17 protein-coding genes and 1 pseudogene are annotated in these 18568 nt (G+C 67.8%); 11 read left to right on the top strand and 7 right to left on the bottom strand.

Going from position 1 to position 18568, the window contains the following annotated elements:
* Positions 1-134 precede the first annotated feature (134 nt).
* Positions 135-2912 (top strand): hybrid sensor histidine kinase/response regulator, encoded by a 2778-nt coding sequence (locus CHB99_RS21800; RefSeq protein ID WP_042128016.1) that lies wholly within the window; start codon positions 135-137, stop codon positions 2910-2912.
* 37 nt (positions 2913-2949) lie between these two features.
* Complete coding sequence (locus CHB99_RS21795; protein ID WP_042128018.1) at positions 2950-3546, top strand: MarC family protein; 597 nt, start codon at positions 2950-2952, stop codon at positions 3544-3546.
* A 9-nt stretch (positions 3547-3555) separates the two neighbouring features.
* Here the strand turns inward: CHB99_RS21795 and CHB99_RS21790 are convergent, their stop codons facing one another.
* The 7 genes and pseudogenes from CHB99_RS21790 to cobG all read right to left on the bottom strand — a co-directional run bounded on the left by CHB99_RS21790 (position 3556) and on the right by cobG (position 10063).
* Positions 3556-4176: a hypothetical protein gene (locus tag CHB99_RS21790; RefSeq protein WP_042128019.1), complete on the bottom strand. Its 621-nt coding sequence runs from the start codon at positions 4174-4176 to the stop codon at positions 3556-3558.
* 13 nt (positions 4177-4189) lie between these two features.
* Entirely contained in the window at positions 4190-4852 is a 663-nt protein-coding gene (locus CHB99_RS21785) for a hypothetical protein (RefSeq protein ID WP_042128021.1), read from the bottom strand.
* Between the two features lie 38 nt (positions 4853-4890).
* Positions 4891-5586: a hypothetical protein gene (locus tag CHB99_RS21780; protein ID WP_042128023.1), complete on the bottom strand. Its 696-nt coding sequence runs from the start codon at positions 5584-5586 to the stop codon at positions 4891-4893.
* A 99-nt stretch (positions 5587-5685) separates the two neighbouring features.
* A complete protein-coding gene (cobJ, locus tag CHB99_RS21775) occupies positions 5686-7386 on the bottom strand; it encodes a precorrin-3B C(17)-methyltransferase (protein WP_042128025.1) in 1701 nt (566 codons plus the stop codon).
* The gene (locus CHB99_RS21770) at positions 7386-8117 is read right to left on the bottom strand and encodes a precorrin-2 C(20)-methyltransferase (protein ID WP_042128027.1); all 732 of its coding nucleotides are present in this window, start codon (positions 8115-8117) and stop codon (positions 7386-7388) included. The genes cobJ and CHB99_RS21770 overlap by 1 nt, the downstream gene beginning before the upstream one ends.
* Complete coding sequence (locus CHB99_RS29965) at positions 8117-8743, bottom strand: precorrin-8X methylmutase (protein ID WP_212555919.1); 627 nt, start codon at positions 8741-8743, stop codon at positions 8117-8119. The genes CHB99_RS21770 and CHB99_RS29965 overlap by 1 nt, the downstream gene beginning before the upstream one ends.
* A pseudogene (cobG, locus tag CHB99_RS21765) lies at positions 8736-10063 on the bottom strand (precorrin-3B synthase). Before cobG ends, CHB99_RS29965 begins: the two are co-directional and overlap by 8 nt.
* A 119-nt stretch (positions 10064-10182) precedes the next feature.
* Here cobG and CHB99_RS21760 point away from each other — a divergent pair.
* The 9 genes from CHB99_RS21760 (at position 10183) to CHB99_RS21720 (ending at position 18525) form a co-directional block, all read left to right on the top strand.
* Entirely contained in the window at positions 10183-11388 is a 1206-nt protein-coding gene (locus CHB99_RS21760; protein WP_042128029.1) for a bifunctional cobalt-precorrin-7 (C(5))-methyltransferase/cobalt-precorrin-6B (C(15))-methyltransferase, read from the top strand.
* Positions 11381-12475 (top strand): cobalt-precorrin-5B (C(1))-methyltransferase, encoded by a 1095-nt coding sequence (locus tag CHB99_RS21755; RefSeq protein WP_042128030.1) that lies wholly within the window; start codon positions 11381-11383, stop codon positions 12473-12475. The genes CHB99_RS21760 and CHB99_RS21755 overlap by 8 nt, the downstream gene beginning before the upstream one ends.
* The gene (locus CHB99_RS21750) at positions 12472-13203 is read left to right on the top strand and encodes a cobalt-precorrin-6A reductase (RefSeq protein ID WP_042128031.1); all 732 of its coding nucleotides are present in this window, start codon (positions 12472-12474) and stop codon (positions 13201-13203) included. Before CHB99_RS21755 ends, CHB99_RS21750 begins: the two co-directional genes overlap by 4 nt.
* A gap of 73 nt (positions 13204-13276) precedes the next feature.
* Entirely contained in the window at positions 13277-13714 is a 438-nt protein-coding gene (locus tag CHB99_RS21745; protein ID WP_042128032.1) for an NfeD family protein, read from the top strand.
* Positions 13715-13749: 35 nt separating this feature from the next.
* The gene (locus CHB99_RS21740; RefSeq protein ID WP_042128036.1) at positions 13750-14604 is read left to right on the top strand and encodes an SPFH domain-containing protein; all 855 of its coding nucleotides are present in this window, start codon (positions 13750-13752) and stop codon (positions 14602-14604) included.
* Between the two features lie 418 nt (positions 14605-15022).
* A complete protein-coding gene (locus tag CHB99_RS21735) occupies positions 15023-15409 on the top strand; it encodes a DUF2946 domain-containing protein (RefSeq protein ID WP_042128038.1) in 387 nt (128 codons plus the stop codon).
* 49 nt (positions 15410-15458) lie between these two features.
* Positions 15459-15932, top strand: a complete 474-nt coding sequence (locus tag CHB99_RS21730) for a copper chaperone PCu(A)C (protein ID WP_042128041.1) — start codon at positions 15459-15461, stop codon at positions 15930-15932.
* A gap of 19 nt (positions 15933-15951) precedes the next feature.
* Positions 15952-16365: a DUF2946 domain-containing protein gene (locus tag CHB99_RS21725; RefSeq protein WP_042128043.1), complete on the top strand. Its 414-nt coding sequence runs from the start codon at positions 15952-15954 to the stop codon at positions 16363-16365.
* 81 nt (positions 16366-16446) lie between these two features.
* Positions 16447-18525, top strand: coding sequence for a TonB-dependent copper receptor (locus CHB99_RS21720; protein ID WP_042128045.1), 2079 nt, complete (start codon positions 16447-16449; stop codon positions 18523-18525).
* The last annotated feature ends 43 nt before the right edge of the window (positions 18526-18568 follow it).

Here is an 18568-nt window from a genome sequence, read left to right as displayed (position 1 = left end):
CCGCGGGTTCGGGAGCGCGGCGCCCCTGTGGCGCGGCGCCCGGCACCTCGGCAGGGCCCCGGCGGGGCCTTGCCTTCGCCTTGGCACGCCGCGCATAGTTGTACACCGGCATCACGCGAGGAAGGGATATAGTCGTGCGTTGGCTCAGGATTGCCATTGGAACCCTCGTCAGCCTGCTGACCCTGTTCTGCCTGCCCCCGGCCATGGCCGAGTCCGGCAGCGGCTGGGCCGTTCTGCTCGACAACCAGGCCAATCTGCAACTCGGCGACATCCGTTCCGAACGCTACCGCAACCAGTTCAGCCCCATCGATCTCAACCAGCTCGACGCCGCCGCCCCGAACCAGGCGCTCTGGCTGCATTACCGCCTGCCCCCCGGCCAGCAGGAACAGGTGATCCGCGTCTTCGCCCCGGACCTGTCGCGCCTGGACCTCTACGTACTCGACGGCAACAACCTGGTGCAGCAGACCCACAACGGGCGACGCAGCGACAGCGGCCTGCTGACCCTGAGCAGCAACGACCAGCTCCTCTCCCTGCCCGCCAGCCCCGTGGCGCTGGACGTTTACCTGCGCCTGGTGTCCGAGCACCAGTTGCGCCCCGGCATCAGCCTGCTGCCCGCGGTCGAGGCCGCCGCCGACCAGCGCCGCGCGCTGCTGTTCGGTCTGCTGTTCGGCTGCCTGGGCATGCTCGTCCTGCACAACCTGACCCGTTTCGCCTATTCCCGCTCGGCCAGCAGCCTGTGGCTGGCCGGCTATCACCTGCTGATGCTGCTCAGCGCGCTGATCCTGCTCAACCTCAGCGGCCCGTGGAACCTCTGGCACGCCGCGCAGACCCCGGCGGCCTACCTCACGGTGATGCTCGCCACCCTCTGCGGACTGTCCTTCACCCAGCGCTTCTTCGCCCCCCTCGGCCCCTCGCGGGTCAATCGTCTGCTGCAGGGGCAAATGCTGCTGGTGGTGTTCTGCGGGCTGTTGCTGCTGTTCGTCGAAACCCTGCCCCTGAACCTGATGACCTACGCCCTGGTGGCCCTGGGTTGCCTGAGCATGCTCGGGGTCGCCAGCTATCACTGGTACAAGGGCTTCGCCCCGGCGCGCCTGTTCGCCCTGGCCATGCTGATCTTCAACCTCGGCTGCCTGGTGGTGCTGCCGGCCCTGCTCGGCCTCACCCGCACGCCGACCCAGACCCTGCTGTTCATTCTGCTCGGCCTCACCGTGCTCAGCGGCCTGCTGCTCAACCTGTCGGTCAGCGAACGCCTGCGCAGCATCAGCGAGGCACGCTTCAGCGCCAGCCGCGAGCAGGCGGCGAGCAACGCCGAGATCAACGCCAAAGCCGAGTTCCTGGCCAAGATCAGCCATGAGATCCGCACACCGATGAACGGCGTGCTGGGCATGACCGAACTGCTCCTGGGCACGCCGCTGTCGGTCAAGCAACGCGACTACGTGCAGACCATCCACAGTGCCGGCAACGAGCTGCTGACCCTGATCAACGAGATCCTCGACATCTCCAAGCTGGAGTCCGGGCAGATCGAGCTGGACGACGTGCAGTTCGACCTCAACGCCCTGATCGAGGATTGCCTGGGTATCTTCCGGGCCAAGGCCGAGCAGCAGAACATCGAACTGATCAGCTTCACCCAGCCCCAGGTGCCGCGGGTCATCAGCGGCGACCCGACCCGCCTGCGCCAGGCCATGCTCAGCCTGCTCGACAATGCCCTGAAGAAGACCGACCACGGCGAGATCCTGCTGGTGGTGGCCCTCGACCAGCGCGGCGACCGCCCGCGCCTGCGCATCGCCGTGCAGGACTGCGGCGAAGCCATGCAGCCAGCCGAGCGCGATGCCCTGCTGCAGGCCGAGCTGCACAGCAAGCACTTCCTGTCGAGCAACAAGCTCGGCGGCCACCTCGGCCTGGTCATCGCCAAGCAGCTGGTCAACCTGATGCAGGGCGAGTTCGGCATCAAGACCAGCCACAGCCAGGGCAACACCCTGTGGCTGACCCTGCCCCTCGACTCGCAGCGCCTGGAACAGCCGGCCACCGACCTCGACGCCTCGCTGCGCGGTGCGCGGGTCCTGGTGGTGGACGACAACGACACCTGTCGCAAGGTCCTGGTGCAGCAGTGCGGCGCCTGGGGCATGAACGTCAGTGCAGTGCCGTCGGGCAAGGAAGCGCTGGCCCTGCTGCGGACCAAGGCGCACCTGCGCGATTACTTCGATGCGGTGCTGCTGGATCAGAACATGCCCGGCATGACCGGCATGCAACTGGCCGCGAAGATCAAGGAAGACCCGAGCCTGAACCACGACATCCTGCTGGTCATGCTCACCGGCATCAGCAACGCGCCGAGCAAGATCATCGCGCGCAATGCCGGGGTCAAACGCATCCTCGCCAAGCCGGTGGCCGGCTACACCCTCAAGACCACCCTCGCCGAAGAACTGGCACAGCGCAGCAAGGCGCCACCGCCAGGCCTGGCGCCGGCGCCGAAACCGGTACCGATCGAGCTGCCGGCGGATTTCCGTATTCTCGTCGCCGAGGACAACAGCATTTCCACCAAGGTCATTCGCGGCATGCTGGGCAAGCTCAGCATCGAGCCGGACACCGCCAGCAACGGTGAGGAAGCGCTCAAGGCAATGAAGGCCAGGCAGTACGACCTGGTGCTGATGGACTGCGAAATGCCGATCCTCGACGGCTTCTCCGCCACCCAGCAACTGCGTGCCTGGGAGGCCACCATGGAGCGCCCGCGCACGCCGGTGGTGGCGCTGACCGCGCATATCCTCGCCGAGCACAAGGAGCGCGCGCGCCTGGCCGGCATGGATGGGCACATGTCCAAGCCGGTGGAACTGTCGCAACTGCGCGAAGTGGTCGAGCACTGGATCGCCCGTCGCGAACAGGCACGCGCCGCCGCAGGCGCACCGGCGTCACACTGATACACTTCCCGCCCTTGTCCTTTCGCGAGCCCAGACCATGCTCCATGAGTTGTTCAGCGTTTACCTGAAGATGCTCGTGCTCTACAGCCCGTTTTTCGTTCTGTCCTGCTTCATCAGCCTGACCCGCGGCTACTCCAGCAAGGAGCGCAAGCACCTGGCCTGGAAGGTGGCGACCGGCGTGCTGGTGGCCAGCGTCCTGCTGTACCTGTTCGGGCGCGTGATCTTCGGCGTGTTCGGCATCACCCCGGATGCATTCCGCATCGGTGCCGGCAGCGTGCTGTTCATTTCGGCGCTGGGCATGGCCCAGGGCAAGTCGGCGGTGCAGACCGACAACGTGCAGCAGGACGTGACCATCGTGCCGCTGACCATTCCCCTCACCGTCGGCCCCGGCACCATCGGCGCCCTGCTGGTGATGGGGGTCAGCCAGCCGCACTGGGACGACAAGGCGCTGGCGATCGTCAGTATCGCCCTGGCCAGCGTCACCGTCGGCCTGGTGCTGTACCTGTCCAACCGCATCGAGAAGATCCTCGGCGACCAGGGTCTGCAGATCGTCAGCCGGCTGATGGGCCTGTTCGTCTGCGCCCTGGCGGCACAGATCATCTTTACCGGGATCAAGGGTTACCTGGTGTCCTGAGCCACGGCGTCAGAGCTCGTGGACATCCTCCAGCAGCGCCCGGGTCAGGCGCTCGCGAACCCGCGCGGCATAGGTGGCCTCGAACAGGCGCGGGTTGAAACGCACCAGGTCGGCCCTGGCACCCGTGACGACACGTTCGAAGAACAGAAAGCCGCGGCAGCGGTCCGCTGACTCCAGGGTCTGGTGATAGAGCACCAGATCCACATAACCCGGCTGGCTCACCCGACAGGGCAGCAACTGGAAGGCCGAGCGCTCCAGCGAACGCTTTTCGAAACGCAGCAAGGCCTTGCTGCTGTGCTGCAGCTTGTCGATGGAAAACCGTGTCACCTCCGCCATCCGCGGGTCGGTCACGGCGCCGATCTGCGCCAGTGCCGCATCCAGCATCCGACAACGCAGCAGGTCCGGGGCGTAGGCCAGCGGCGGTGGCGTGGCATCCCAGCCCAGGCTCTTGAGCTGATTGCGGTAGTAGCCGTAGCCGTCCTCCACCAGGCCGTCGGCGAGCACGTCGTCGGTCGCCCGCTGGGCGAACAGCAGGGCCGTCTGCACCTGCTCGCGGGTGCTGGCGTCGATTTCCGGAAAGAACGACAGCAGGGCGTGGCCCACCACAGCCGTTCGGGGTTGGTTGGTCATGATGATTGCTGCCTCAATGAAGGGTCTGACGGTCGCTGGCGACCAGCCGCAGGCGGGCGAAGCCATCGTTGCCGGCTTCCCGCAGTTCCGGCGCGGACTCGGCCGTCAGGCTCTGAAAATAAAGATCGCCGCGCAGGTGGATGCCCTCCAGCGGCACTCTCAGCCAGTCCGGGTCGAGCGCCTGGCTGGTTTCCAGGGCGACACTGCACAGGCTCAACTGCGAACCGGGGCGCAAGACGCCCAGTTCCAGCACGATCCGCGTACCACCGGCGGGCGCTGCCAGCACCTGCAGGGCATGCTGCGACAACTGCCGCAGCCCCTGCCGGTCGAGACTCAACGCATCGACGCCGAGGTCCAGCACATCCCCCAGTTCCGGGTGCTGGCTGACCAGCCACAGCAACAACGGCTGGGTCGGCGCGAGCAAGGTGCGATAGCCGGCGCTCTCGATGCTCTGGCAGCTGTAGGTCACCCGCCAGCCGCGCCGGCCAAGGGCGTTGCGATAGGCCCGGTACCATTGCCGGTGCCCGTCGAAACGCGGCCCCATCAGGGCGTCAGCCAGCGACTGCGCGTGGCGCAGCGACGCGAGCGCGTTGCGACATTCCAGGTCGGCGACCCCGGGGGCGACCAGCACCAGGCTGCCGCCACTGATCCACATTGTGTAGCCTTCGACATCCATGTCCTTTTCCTCCTGCAAGCCGCCGCCCCGAACGCGCGTCAGATTTCGTAGTCGAGGATCTGACTGCGAGCCTTGTCGCCCAGCTTCTTCTCCACCGTGGCGCGCAGGCCGTCGTACAGCTGGTTGTTGAAGGAAAGCGCCGCGCTGCCCTTGTAGGAGGTCGTGCTAGCGCTATGCCAGTCGAATACCAGCACGTCGAGGTCTTCATCGCGCACCGAGCGCTGGATCGCACCGAGGGCCATGACCACCTCGCCCTGCGCCGTCTCGATGCAGGAGGCCAGGCCGACCACGACATTGGAACGCTGCTTGATGTTGCGCTTGAACAGGGTCAGCGCCTTGTCGTCCTTGCTCACGCCCTGGATCGCCTGCTCGGCCAGGGTACTGAATACCTGGCCCACGGGATTACCCTGGATCAGGCCCGACGCGGCCACCTGCACCGCCTCGACCACCACGTTGGAAACCGTCAGGGATTGCCCGCTGGAGGTCTCCTTTTCGTGGGTGCGATGGACCGCGGTCCAGCCACAGGTCCGCATGACGCTGAGGAAGAGGCCGAACCACTCCTCGCTGTGGATAAGTTGATCGAACTGGCGATTGGCGGCCAGGGTGGCGAACAACACCGCGTTCTTCGCGTCCTGGCGGTTCTGTACGGACATGCCGGCACCGAAGGCCATCAGCGAGCTTTCCACCACCGCGGCGGAGCTGATACTCAGGGATTGGTCGTTGTCAGAGGTCATTGCAAAGTCCTTTTCTTGGCTGTTCCCTCCTGCTGGAGGGAGCCCAAAGGTACGTTGCAACTGCCAGGGGGTCAGGAACGAAACCTTTCCCCTCAGCACTCACTCCGGCTGTGGATACCAGCGCGGGGTGTAGACCCATTCGCCGCCGTCGGGGCGGGGGAAGGTCCGGGTCGTCGAGGAGCCGACCAGGACCATGGTGCGCATGTCGACCATCTCCGGGCGCAGTTCACCCAGGGTCACCACCCGCAGCGACTGCCCCGGCCGGGCGATATCGCGGCCGAGAACCACCGGGGTCGCGGCGGCACGATGGCGGCGCAGGATGTCCAGGGCCTGGCCCAGTTGCCACGGACGCGCGCGGGAAATCGGGTTGTAGAACGCCAGGGCCAGGTCGGCCTGGGCCGCCAGGTCGAGGCGTTTTTCGATGATCGACCAGGGCTTGAGGTTGTCCGACAGCGAGATCACGCAGAAATCGTGACCCAGCGGCGCGCCGGCCTGGGCCGCGGTGGCCAGCGAGGCGGAGATGCCCGGGAGCATTTCCAGCTCGACCCGATGCCAGGCCGGATCGCTGGAAGCCTCCAGCGCCTCCAGCACCGCCGCGGCCATGGCGAACACCCCGGGATCGCCAGACGACACCACGATCACCGAGCGCCCCTGCGCCGCCAGCTCGAACGCATGCCGGGCACGCTGCAGTTCCTCGCGATTGTCGGTGCAGTGCAGCACCTGGTCGGCGCGGAACGGCCCGGCCATGCGCACGTAGGTTTCATAGCCCAGCACATCGTCGGCCCGGGCCAGCTCGGCCTTGACCGCCGGAGCCATCAGTTCGGCCGCACCGGGACCGAGGCCGATCACCGCGACGCGGCCACGGGCATGCCCGATCCGCTTCGGATCGATGGGCTCGGCAGCCACGGCAATGGCAAGGCCCTCGCCCACCACCTGCGGGGCCAGCAACTGCGGCAACGCCTGGGCGGCCAGCGCGCTGACCGAGGTCTGCGCGGCGGCGAAGCGCAGCGGCACACCGAGTTCCGCCGCCGCCGCATGCAGCGCCGGATCGGCCATTTCCTCTTCGCTGGCGAGCAGGCAGGCCAGTGCGGCTTCGGCGATCTGCTGCTGGTGCAATGCACCGCGTACTGCCTCGGCCAGGGCCGGAACGACAGCGGAAACGGCGACCAGCACACAGCGCGGATGGATCAGCAATTCATTGGCCGCCGCCTCGCGCTCGGCGCAGCCGACGCGAATGGTCAGGCGCGCATCGTCACGCTGAGGTAGACGAGCCTCCTCCAGCCAGGGCGCGGCACCTTCGACACGCACGCTCTCCCCGGCCAGCAGGTCGGAGACGAAGCGCTTGCCCAGTTCCAGATCGGCCAGCGCGTAGCCGCTCGGTGGATTGAGCAGGCAGGTGCCGAAACGCAGCTCGCCGCTGGTGGTGATCGCCGCGGCGACACCCAGCCCGGCAGCGATTTCCCGGGCCATGACATTCACCCCGCCCAGGCCGCCGAGCAGCGGGACCACCGCGCTGCCATCCTCGGCCACCGCCAGCACCGGCGGCTCGGCGCCCTTCTCCAGCAACACGCTGGCCAGGCTGCGAATGACGATGCCGGCGGCACACAGGGCGATGATCGGCGTGTCCTGCTGATAAAGCTGGCGCAGCGTGGCAGCGAACTCCACATAACTGCGGTCGACGTCCTCGACCCGGCCGGCGAGGCCGTGGATCAGGGCGTCGGGATAGAAGCGCTGGATCTTCCGGGCGGTGTCCAGGCTGCCCTTGCCGAGCACGACAATGGCGGGAGCGCGTCGGGTCATCAGCCTTGCCACCTTTCGCCGGGAACGATGATCAGCGAGAAGTACGGCGACGACTGCGGGTCGACCTCATCCAGCGCGACGATCTTCTGGTTGGCCATGGTCGCCCGTTCGACGTACAGCGCGCGACCGTCCAGCCCCAGCTCGGCAAGGACCTGGCGGACCTTGGGGAAATTGCGTCCGAGCTTCATGATCACCGCCGCGTCGGCATTGGCCAGGCGGCGTTTCAGTTCCTCGTGCGGCAAGACGCCGGAAAGCACCGACAGGCTCTGGTTGCGGTACACCAGCGGCGCACCGAGCACCGAGGCACCACCGAGCATCGAACACACGCCGGGAATCACCTCGGCGTCGTAACGCTCGGCGAGGCGGTCGTGCAGGTACATGTAGGAGCCGTAGAAGAACGGATCGCCTTCGCAGATCACCGCCACATCGCGGCCGGCATCCAGGTGCGCGGCGACCGCCACGCTGGCTTCGTCGTAGAAGTCGCTGATCACCTGTTCGTAGGACAACGGTGCCGGCAGGGCCTCGGTGGTCACCGGATAGACCAGCGGCAGCAAGGTCTGCTCGCTTTGCAGGTGCTGTTCGATGATGCCGAAGGCGTTGCCGCGCTTGCCCTTGGCGACGAAGTACCCCACCACCGGCGCTTCGCGCAGCAGGCGCAGGGCCTTGACGGTGATCAGTTCGGGATCGCCGGGGCCGACGCCCAGGCCGAGCAAACGTCCGCGAGCCTGCATCATTCCACCTCCGTGGCGAGGGCATTGACCGCCGCGGCGGCCATGGCGCTGCCGCCCAGGCGGCCTTCGACGATGACGAACGGCACGCCACGGCTGTCCGCCGCGAGCATCGCCTTGGACTCGGCGGCACCGACGAAGCCCACCGGGAAGCCGAGGATCAGTGCCGGTTTCGGCGCGCCGGCGTCGAGCATTTCCAGCAGATAGAACAGCGCGGTCGGGGCGTTGCCGATCACCACCACGCTGCCGTCCAGATACGGCCGCCACAGCTCCAGGGCCACGGCCGAGCGGGTGTTGCCCAGTTCCTTCGCCAGCTCCGGGACGCTGTCGTCGCGCAGGGTGCAGATCACTTCGTTGTTGGCCGGCAGGCGGGCGCGGGTGATGCCTTCGGCGACCATCCGCGCATCGCAGAGAATCGGCGCGCCGGCGGCCAGCGCCTCGCGCCCGGCCTTGCCGGCGCCGGCGGAGAAACGCAGCTTGTCGACCACCTCGACCATGCCGCAGGCATGGATCACCCGGACCGCGAGCTTTTCCAGGTCGGCCGGGATCCGCTCCAGGCGGGCCTCCTGGCGGATGATGGCGAAGGAGTTGCGATAGATCTCCTGGCCGTCGCGGATGTAATCAATCATCGAGGTTGCTCCGTGGCGGACGTCCAGGTTGGCGCCCGCTTCTTCCAATGTCAGGTTGCGCCCGGCGAGCGTGCCGGGGCCCGGCTGCGCCGGGTCGTGAAAATACAGGTCATAGCGCCCGGGACCGACCGCCAGCAGCGTGCTCGGCGCGGTATGGGCCATGGCGCAGGAACGCGTGCAGCCGCTCAGGTGGATACCCGCCACCGGACCACGACGGCGCAGGCTGGCGGCCAGGCGCACGGCGTCGGCCTTGGTGTCGGCCTGGGCCTTGGCGCAGCCGGCGGAGCCGGTGCAGGCGACGACCCCGGCCAGGGGCGCGGCGGCATCGCCGATCAGACCGAGGCAGGTGAGCCCGGCCAGCACGCGCTCGGCCTGGGCGGTGGCGACGTTGGGCAGCAGCACGCTCTGCCAGGGGGTCATGCGCAGGCTGCCGTCACCCAGTTCGCGGGCGAGCACGGCGATGCCACGCAATTGCCGCGCACTCAGGCGGCCCAGGGGCGCCATGGCGCCCACCGCGACCCGTCCGGCCTGCGACTGGGGATAGACACCCAGGTGCCGGGCCAGGTCACGTCCAGGGCGGCGCCAGCCGAGGACCGCGGCGTCACGCCGCAGGGCCAGCGGCAGGCCGGCGAGGAAGGTCTGCGGATCGTGCTCGGCGAGCAACTGGCGCATGCGCGACTGGCCGCTGTCGGCCAGATCGAGAAAGCGCTCCAGCACCGCGCGCACCAGCGCCAGGCCCTGCTCCAGCGGCACCGCGCCCAGCGGCGCGTCGTGACCGGGACAGCCGGCCAGGCCGAAGGCCAGCCACAACTGGTCGTCCAGGCGCAGCGGCGACAGCCAGAGATCGTGGGGGTGCCAGAGCATCGCCAGGTCTTCGCCGCCGTCCAGTTGCACGGCGAACTTGGCCGAGAGCTCGTGGAAACGCGGAGTGCTCTGCAGCAGGTCGAGGATCCGCGCGCCCAGCGCGCGGGTGTCGAAGAGCATGGCCGGATCGAAGCCGGCGGCGGGACTGAGCATCAGGTTGCGCACATCGTCGCCCGCCGCTTCCCGCGGACCGAGACCGGCGCTCAGCAACTGCGCGACCAGCCCGCGGTGGTCATCACCGACGCCACGGATCTGCAGGTTGCTGCGGTTGGTGACCTCGATCACCCCAGCGGCGAAACGCTCGGCGGCGGCGGCCAGCGCTTCCGCCTGGTCGGCTTCGAGATGGCCGGCGTCGAGCTTGATCCGCGAGATGCCGCCATCCACGGCCTGGACGATGCGCCACAGCCCCGGGCAGGCCGAGGGGCGAATGGCTGGAGCGGGGTGGGACTGGTTCAAGGGGGTCACCCGTCAATCGTCAAAAGGCGCTGGTGGTCGGGAAGGCGCGGTATTATGCCTGCTTTGCCCGGCGGCGGGCCAAGCCTGCCGGTCGGATTACCCCGGAAAAGAGGAACGGCATGGCGCCCTGGTTGACCCTGGTTGGAATTGGCGAAGACGGCTTCGGCGGCCTTGGCAAGCAGGCCCGTCGCGCCTTGCTGGGCGCCGCCAGGGTGTTCGGCAGCCCGCGTCAGCTCGAACTGCTGCCGCATTGCCTGAAAGCCGAACGCCTGGTCTGGCCCAGCCCGTTCTCCCTGGCCCCGGTCCTGGCCTTGCGCGGCGAGCCGGTGTGCGTGCTGGCCAGCGGCGATCCGATGTTCTACGGCGTCGGCGCCAGCCTGGCGCGGCAACTGCCGGCCAGCGAACTGACGGTGATCTCCGCGCCATCGTCCTGCGCCCTCGCCGCCGCCCGCCTCGGCTGGCCGCTGCAGGACGTGACGATCGTGTCCGTGGTGGCGCGCCCGCTGGCGCAGTTGAACGCCCATCTGTACAGCGGCCAGCGCCTGCTGGTGCTGTGCAATGACGGCGGCAGCCCGGCGGCGATCGCCGCGTTGCTGCGCGAGCGCGGCTTCGGCCCCAGCCGCCTGCATGTGCTGGAGCACCTCGGCGGCCCGGCGGAGCGCAATGTCCAGGGCCACGCCGAGACCTGGAGCGGCGAGGCCATCGCCGACCTCAACCTGCTCGCCATCGAATGCCTGGCCGACCCTGGCGCGCCGCGCCTGTCGCCGCTGGCCGGGCTGCCGGACAGCGCCTTCCGCCATGACGGACAGATCACCAAACGCGATGTCCGCGCCATCACCCTCGCCCGTCTCGCACCGCAACCGGGCGAACTGCTCTGGGATGTCGGCGCCGGCAGCGGCTCCATCGGGATCGAGTGGATGCGCGCGCATCCGGCGTGCCGGGCGCTGGCGATCGAAGCCGACGAGGGCCGTCAGCAACTGATCGAACTCAACCGCGATGCCCTTGGCGTACCCGGCCTGCAACTGGTGCGCGGACGGGCGCCGGAGGCCCTGGGCGGGCTGGAACGGCCGGACGCGATCTTCATCGGTGGCGGCGTCACCGTCCCCGGGGTGCTGGAGCATTGCTGGGAGCAGTTGCGCCCGGGCGGGCGCCTGGTGGCCAATGCCGTGACCCTGCAGAGCGAAGTCCGCCTGATGGACTGGCGCGAACGCCACGGCGGCGAGCTGACCCGCATCCATGTGGCCCAGGCCCTGCCGCTGGGGGCTTTCGACACCTGGCGCCAGGCCCTGCCGATCACCCTGCTGGAAGCCATCAAGGATGCGTGAGGAAAGCGCCGAGCAACCGGCCCCGCTGCGCAGTGGCCTGACCACCGGCAGCTGCGCCACCGCCACCAGCCTCGCCGCCGCAAGTCTGCTGCTGACCGGGCACCGCGACGACGCGGTGCGGATCACCCTGCCCAAGGGCAAGCAGGTGCAGATGCGCCTGGAATTCTGCCGGTTGCACGAACAGGGCGCCGAAGCCGGCACCCTCAAGGACGCCGGCGACGACCCCGACGTGACCCACGGTGCCCTGCTCTACAGCCGGGTGCGCTTGCTGGACGAGCCCGGCGTGCGTTTCGTCGCCGGCGCAGGCGTCGGCACCGTGACCCGCCCCGGCCTGGTGCTGGCGGTCGGCGAGCCGGCGATCAACCCGGTGCCACGGCGGATGATCAGCGAACACCTGCAGCAGCTCGCCGCGGACTGTGGTTATGGCGGCGGTTTCGAGGTCACGGTGAACGTGCGCGACGGCGAGAGCCTGGCGCTGAAGACCATGAATCCACGCCTGGGCATTCTCGGCGGCCTGTCGATCCTCGGCACCAGCGGCATCGTCCGGCCGTTTTCCTGCTCGGCCTATATCGCCTCGATCCACCAGGGCATCGACGTGGCGAAGACCAATGGCTACGAACACATCGCCGCCTGCACCGGCAACGCCAGCGAAGACACCATGCGCCGGGTCTATCAGTTGCCGGAAATCGCCCTGATCGAGATGGGCGACTTCGTCGGCGCCGTGCTCAAGCACCTGCGCAAGGTGCCGGTGGCGCGCCTGAGCCTGTGCGGCGGCTTCGGCAAGATCAGCAAGCTGGCCGCCGGGCATATGGACCTGCACAGCCGCCACTCCAGCATCGACCTGCCGCAACTGGCGCAATGGGCCGCGCAGGTGGGCGCCGACGCCACCCTGCAGGCGGCGATCATCGGCGCCAACACCAGCCAGCAGGCCCTGGCCCTGGCCCATGCCGCCGGGGTGCCATTGGGCGACGCCGTCTGCGGCCATGCCCTGGCCTTTGCCCGCGGCGTGGTGCCGGCCCAGGTTCAGGTGGAAGTCTTCGCCATCGACCGCCAGGGCGGCATCGTCGGCCGGGCGGGCGTGCAATGAGCCGGCGCATCCTCCTGCTCGGCGGCGTCGCCGAGGCCCTGCGCATCGCCCGCCAGCTCGGCCCCGGGCATGTCTACAGCCTGGCCGGGATCGGCCGGGTGCCGGACGACCTGGCCTGCCAGGTGCGGGTCGGCGGGTTTGGCGGCGCCGAGGGTCTTGCCGGGTTCCTGCGCGCCGAGGGCATCGACCTGCTGATCGACGCCACCCATCCCTACGCCGCGCGGATCAGCGCCAACGCCGCCCGCGCCGCCACCCTGGCCGGCGTCACCTGCTGGGCCCTGCGCCGCCCCGCCTGGCGCGCGCAACCCCGCGACGACTGGCGCGAGGTGCGCGACTGGGGCGAACTGATCGACGCCCTGCGCCCCTTCCGCCGCCCGCTGTTCACCCTCGGCCGCGAGCCGCTGCAACATCTCGACGAGATCCCGCCTGAGCAGTTCTGGACCCTGCGCGCCCTCGACGCCTGCCCCGGCAACGAGCGCTGCGAAGTGATCGGCGCCCGCGGGCCGTTCCTCCTGGACGACGAACGGGCGCTGTTCGCCCGGCGCCGGATCGACGTGCTGATCAGCAAGAACAGCGGCAGCGGCGCCACCGAACCCAAGTTGCAGGTGGCCCGCGAGCACGGCATTCCGGTCCTGGTCCTCGCCCGCCCGGCGCTGCCCGACGTCGATCGCCACTTCAGCGACCCGGCCGCCCTGCTCGCCGCGCTGGACCAGGGAAACGCCCTGTAATCCGCTCGGGTATTGCCAATACCCGGGCAAGCGTTTCCAATGCCTTGTTTCCCCTCCACGCAAGGCTGCGACTATGGAACTGCAATGGTGGATCTGGCTGGTACTGGGCTTTGCCCTGATCCTGCTGGAGCTGGTGCTGCCCACATTCTTCATCATCTGGTTCGGCATCGGCGCCGTGGCGGTCGGGGTGATCGCCGGGCTGTGGCCGGGGCTGAGCCTGGCCAGCGAGCTGATCATCTGGGTGCTGCTGTCGTCGCTGACCGTGGCCCTCTGGTTCAAGGTGTTCAAGCCGCGCAAGGCCGACAATCGCTGGACCGCGGACGAAGTGATCGGTGAAGTCGGCCTGCTGGTCGCGCCGGTCTCGGAATTCCAGAAAGGCCGCGTGCGCTTCCAGAAACCGGTCCTCGGCAACGAAGAGTGGATCTGCGTCGCCAATGGCGACATCGCCTCCGGCGAGCGGGTCCGCATCCTCGCGATCGAGGGCAATACCGTGCGGGTCGCCAGGGCCTGACCAACCGCTTCAGGAACCTCAACAAAGGAACTGTCATGACCAGTCTGATCATTACCGCAACCATCGCCCTGTTCGTCCTCGTCACGGTGTTCAAGGGCGTGCGCATCGTGCCCCAGGGCGAGGAATGGATCGTCGAGCGCCTGGGGCGCTACCACACCACCCTCAAGCCGGGCCTGAACATCCTCATCCCGTACATGGACGTCGTGGCCTACCGCCTGCCGACCAAGGACATCATCCTCGACGTGCAGCAGCAGGAAATCATCACCCGCGACAACGCGGTGATCGTCGCCAATGCCCTGTGCTTCGCCAAGGTGGTCGATCCGCAGAAAGCCTCGTACGGGGTCGAGAACTACACCTACGCGGTGACCAGCCTGACCATGACCGCGCTGCGCGCCATCGTCGGCGCCATGGACCTGGACGAAGCGCTGTCCAGCCGCGAGCAGATCAAGGCCAGGCTGCGCGAGGCGATGTCGGAGCAGACCGAGGACTGGGGCATCACCGTGCGCTCGGTGGAGATCCAGGACATCAAGCCGTCGCCGAACATGCAGGCGGCGATGGAGCGCCAGGCCGCCGCCGAGCGTGAGCGAAAAGCCGACGTGACCCGCGCCGAGGGCGCCAAGCAGGCGGCGATCCTCGAAGCCCAGGCACGCCAGGAGTCGGCCAAGCTGGACGCGGCGGCGCAGGTGAACCTGGCCGAGGCGTCGGCCCAGGCGATCACCCTGGTGAAGAACGCGGTGGGGACCGATGTGACGCCGGCCATGTACCTGCTCGGCGAGCGCTACATCAATGCCATGGAGAGTCTGGCGGCGAGCGACAACGCCAAGATGGTGGTGCTGCCGGCGGATCTGCAGGAGGCGGTACGAGGGATGCTCGGTCGGACCAGGTCTTAAGGCTCCAGGGCCTCATCGCTGGCAAGCCACCACAGGTACTCCACTGTCCTTTAGAACAGCGCAGTACCTGTGGGAGCTGGCTTGCCAGCGATGAGCATGGGTATCTACACAATCTGGATAGCTGCCGAAGTCATTGTGGGAGCGAGCTTGCTCGCGAACGGGCGCGAAGCGGTCGCAAAACCTGAGTGCAGAGTTTGTCAGACAGACCCGGAACTCAGATTTTGCGACGGCTGCGCCGCCGTTCGCGAGCAAGCTCGCTCCCACAAGGTTCGTGTCGGCCACTTGTGTAGATACCCATGCAGCGATGAGGCCGTCACGATCGACACAAAGCCTGCGGCACTTCATCGCACCCCCATTTTTTACATCTCCCGCCGCTTCTGGCTAAATAGCCATCATTCGAATCCCCACGGATCACCCCATGTCCTCCAACCGGCTCGCCTACGCGTGGATCGCCTGCTTCGCAGTGCTGTTCAATCTGCTGGCGATGCCGATGTCCGCCAGCGCCGCCAGGGCGCCCGCCGATCAACTGTTGTGGGGGGCGTTCTGCTCCACCGGCGGCACCAAACTGATTGCCATCTCCCTCGGCACGCTGGATGACAGCCAGCAGAGCGACGATCACCCGGTCATGCAGCATTGCTGGTGCTGCTCCGGCAACCCGTCTGTGCTGGCCCTGCCCGGCCACCTGCCGCGCCTGTTCCTGCCGAGCCCGGCCCTGGCCGCCATCCCCGTCGTGCAGCCACCGGCCCAACCCGGCCCGCGGCAACTCTGGCCCTCGCTCAATCCACGCGCCTCCCCTTCGGTCTGATTCACCTACGCTCTTATCGCGCACAATCTGAATCGACCGGAGATCCTTCATGTTCAAGAACGTCATGCTGCTGGCCGCCCTGCTGCTGCCCGCCAGTTTCGCCAGTGCCCACGAATACAACGTCGGCGAACTGCATATCGCCCACCCCTGGTCGCTGGCGTTGCCGCCGAACGCGCCGAACGTCGCCGCGTACTTCGTCATCGACAACAAGGGCAACGAAGCCGACCGCCTGCTCAGCGTCGACACACCGATCAGCGACCGCTCCGAACTGCACGAACACGTAATGAAGGGCGACGTGATGCGCATGCAACAGGTACCGAACGTGGTCGTCCCCGCCGGTGGCCAGGTGACCTTCAGCCCCAGCGCCTACCACGTGATGATCATGCAGCCCAAGGACCGTAGCCTGCTCGCCGATGGCAAGCGCTTCCCGCTGACCCTGCATTTCGAGAAGGCCGGCGACGTCACCGTGGAAGTCGCGGTGCAGAAGCAGCCGCCGGAAGGGACCAGCGTCCACCAGCACTGATCGCTGAACACCGCTCGCAATGAGCTTCGCCCGCACCCCATGGCACCGGCCACCGCGTCCTGACAACAGGAGCAGACGCGCTGGCTGGCTGAGCCTGTTCGCCATGCTGATGATCTTCATCGGTCCGCTGGTGTCCCAGTCGATGCCGATGGAGCACATGGCGTCCATGCCGATGGGCATGGACATGGGCGGCGACCATCACGGCGACAGCCACCATGGCGGCGACGCTTCGCAGCATGTGATGTGGGAAAAATGCGGCTATTGCAGCCTGTTCTTCCACTGCCCGGCCCTGCCGCAACCGCTCAGCCTGCTCAGCAGCGAAGCCACTCCGGCCAGCCGCCAGTTCATCGTCCATCCTCGCCAGGGCCCGCCGCGCCCGGCCTTCTTCCCCGGTGCCCGCAGCCGCGCGCCGCCTTTCCCATCGATCGCCTGACCCACTGACAACCCGTGCTCCGCGAGCGGCCTCGTGCTGCGTCCGCGTGCACCTCAATGACCGATCGATGTTGGAAAACCTATGTCCAGCTCCACCCCTGTCTATCGTTTGTCCCTGCGCGGGACCATCGCGCTGCTCTGCGGCAGCCTGCTCACCCCGCTCGCCCTGGCCGCGGAAACCGGCCACGAAGGCCATGACCACGACCTGGCGGAACTCAGCCCCACGGTGATCACCGCGGTTGCCCCGAGCTCGCCGCTGACCATCGTCACCAATCCCAAGGACCCGCGCCAGCCGGTGCCGGCCAGCGACGGCGCCGACTACCTGAAGACCATCCCCGGCTTCTCGGCGATCCGCTCCGGCGGCACCAACGGCGACCCGGTGCTGCGCGGCATGTTCGGCTCGCGCCTGAACATCCTCACCAATGGCGGCGTGATGCTCGGTGCCTGTCCGAACCGCATGGACGCACCGACCTCCTACATCTCGCCGGAAACCTACGATCGCCTCACCGTGATCAAGGGCCCGCAGACCGTGCAGTGGGGGCCGGGCGCCTCCGCCGGGACCATCCTCTTCGAGCGCGAGCCGGAGAAATTCGGCGAGCTCGGCACCCGCGTCAATGCCAGCCTGCTGGCCGGCTCCAACGGCCGCTTCGACAAGCTGCTGGATGCCGCCGCCGGCGGCCACGAGGGTTATGTGCGCTTCGTCGGCAACCAGTCGCGCTCCGATGACTACGACGACGGCCACGGCGATACCGTGCCGTCGAAGTGGGACAAGTGGAACGGCGATGTCGCCGTCGGCTGGACCCCGGACAGCGACACCCTGCTGGAACTCACCGCCGGGCGCGGCGATGGCGAGGCCCGCTATGCCGGGCGCGGCATGGACGGCTCGCAGTTCAAGCGCGAAAGCCTCGGCCTGCGCTTCGAGAAGTCCAACCTCGGCGAGGTCTTCGACAAGATCGAGGCGCAGGTCTACTACAACTACGCCGACCATGTGATGGACAACTACAGCCTGCGCACGCCGTCCGGCACCGGGATGATGGCCGGCCCGATGGCCAGCAACGTCGATCGCCGGACCCTGGGTGCACGGATCAAGGGCACCTGGCGCTGGGAAGACGTGACCCTGGTCAGCGGCATCGATGCGCAGAGCAACGAACACCGCCAGCGCATGGGCATGGGCGTCAACACCTACGGCAACCAGCCGTGGAACAAGGACGCCGATTTCCACAACTACGGCGTGTTCGGCGAACTGACCTGGGAGCTGGACAGCCAGGATCGCCTGATCAGCGGCGCGCGGCTGGATCGCGCCTCGGCGAAGGATTTCCGCCAGAGGACCGGTTCGGGAATGATGTCGCGACCCAACCCCACCCGCGGCGACACCCGCGCCGACACCCTGCCCAGCGGTTTCCTGCGCTACGAGCACGACCTGGTCGATATCCCGGCCACCACCTATGTCGGCCTGGGCCACGCCCAGCGCTTCCCGGACTACTGGGAGCTGTTCTCGCCGACCTTCGGCCCGCAGGGCTCGGTCAACGCCTTCGACGCGATCAAGCCGGAGAAGACCACCCAGCTCGACTTCGGCATCCAGTACAAGACCGAAACCCTGGAAGCCTGGGCCTCCGGCTACATCGGCCAGGTTCGCGACTACATTCTCTACGACTACCGCGCCGGGGCGAACGTCTCCCGTGCCGACAACGTCGACGCGCGGATCATGGGCGGCGAGATGGGCGTGGCCTACCAGCTGACCTCCAACTGGAAGGCCGACGCCACCCTGGCCTACGCCTGGGGCAAGAACAGCAGCGATGGCTCGGCCCTGCCGCAGATGCCGCCGCTGGAAAGCCGCCTCGGCCTGACCTACAGCGAAAGCGACTGGAGCGCCGGCGCCCTGTGGCGCCTGGTTTCGGCACAGAACCGGGTGTCGGAAAACTACGGCAACATCGTCGGCAAGGACTTCGACAAGTCCGGTGGCTTCGGCGTGTTCTCGCTCAACGGCGCCTATCGTGTGAGCAAGAACCTCAAACTCAGCGCCGGCGTCGACAACCTGTTCGACAAGGCCTACGCCGAGCACCTGAACCTGGCGGGCAACGCCGGCTTCGGTTACTCCGGCACGGAAACGGTGAACGAACCGGGACGGACCTTCTGGACCAAGGTCGACCTGAGTTTCTGATCCAGCCCGGGCGCGGCCACAGGCCGCGCCCCTCATTCGGGAG

The sequence above is a fragment of the Pseudomonas japonica genome, assembly GCF_900188455.1.
Lineage (GTDB): Bacteria > Pseudomonadota > Gammaproteobacteria > Pseudomonadales > Pseudomonadaceae > Aquipseudomonas > Aquipseudomonas japonica.
The sequence above is the reverse complement of the archived record's forward strand: the minus strand, read 5'-3'. Positions and strand labels throughout refer to the sequence as shown.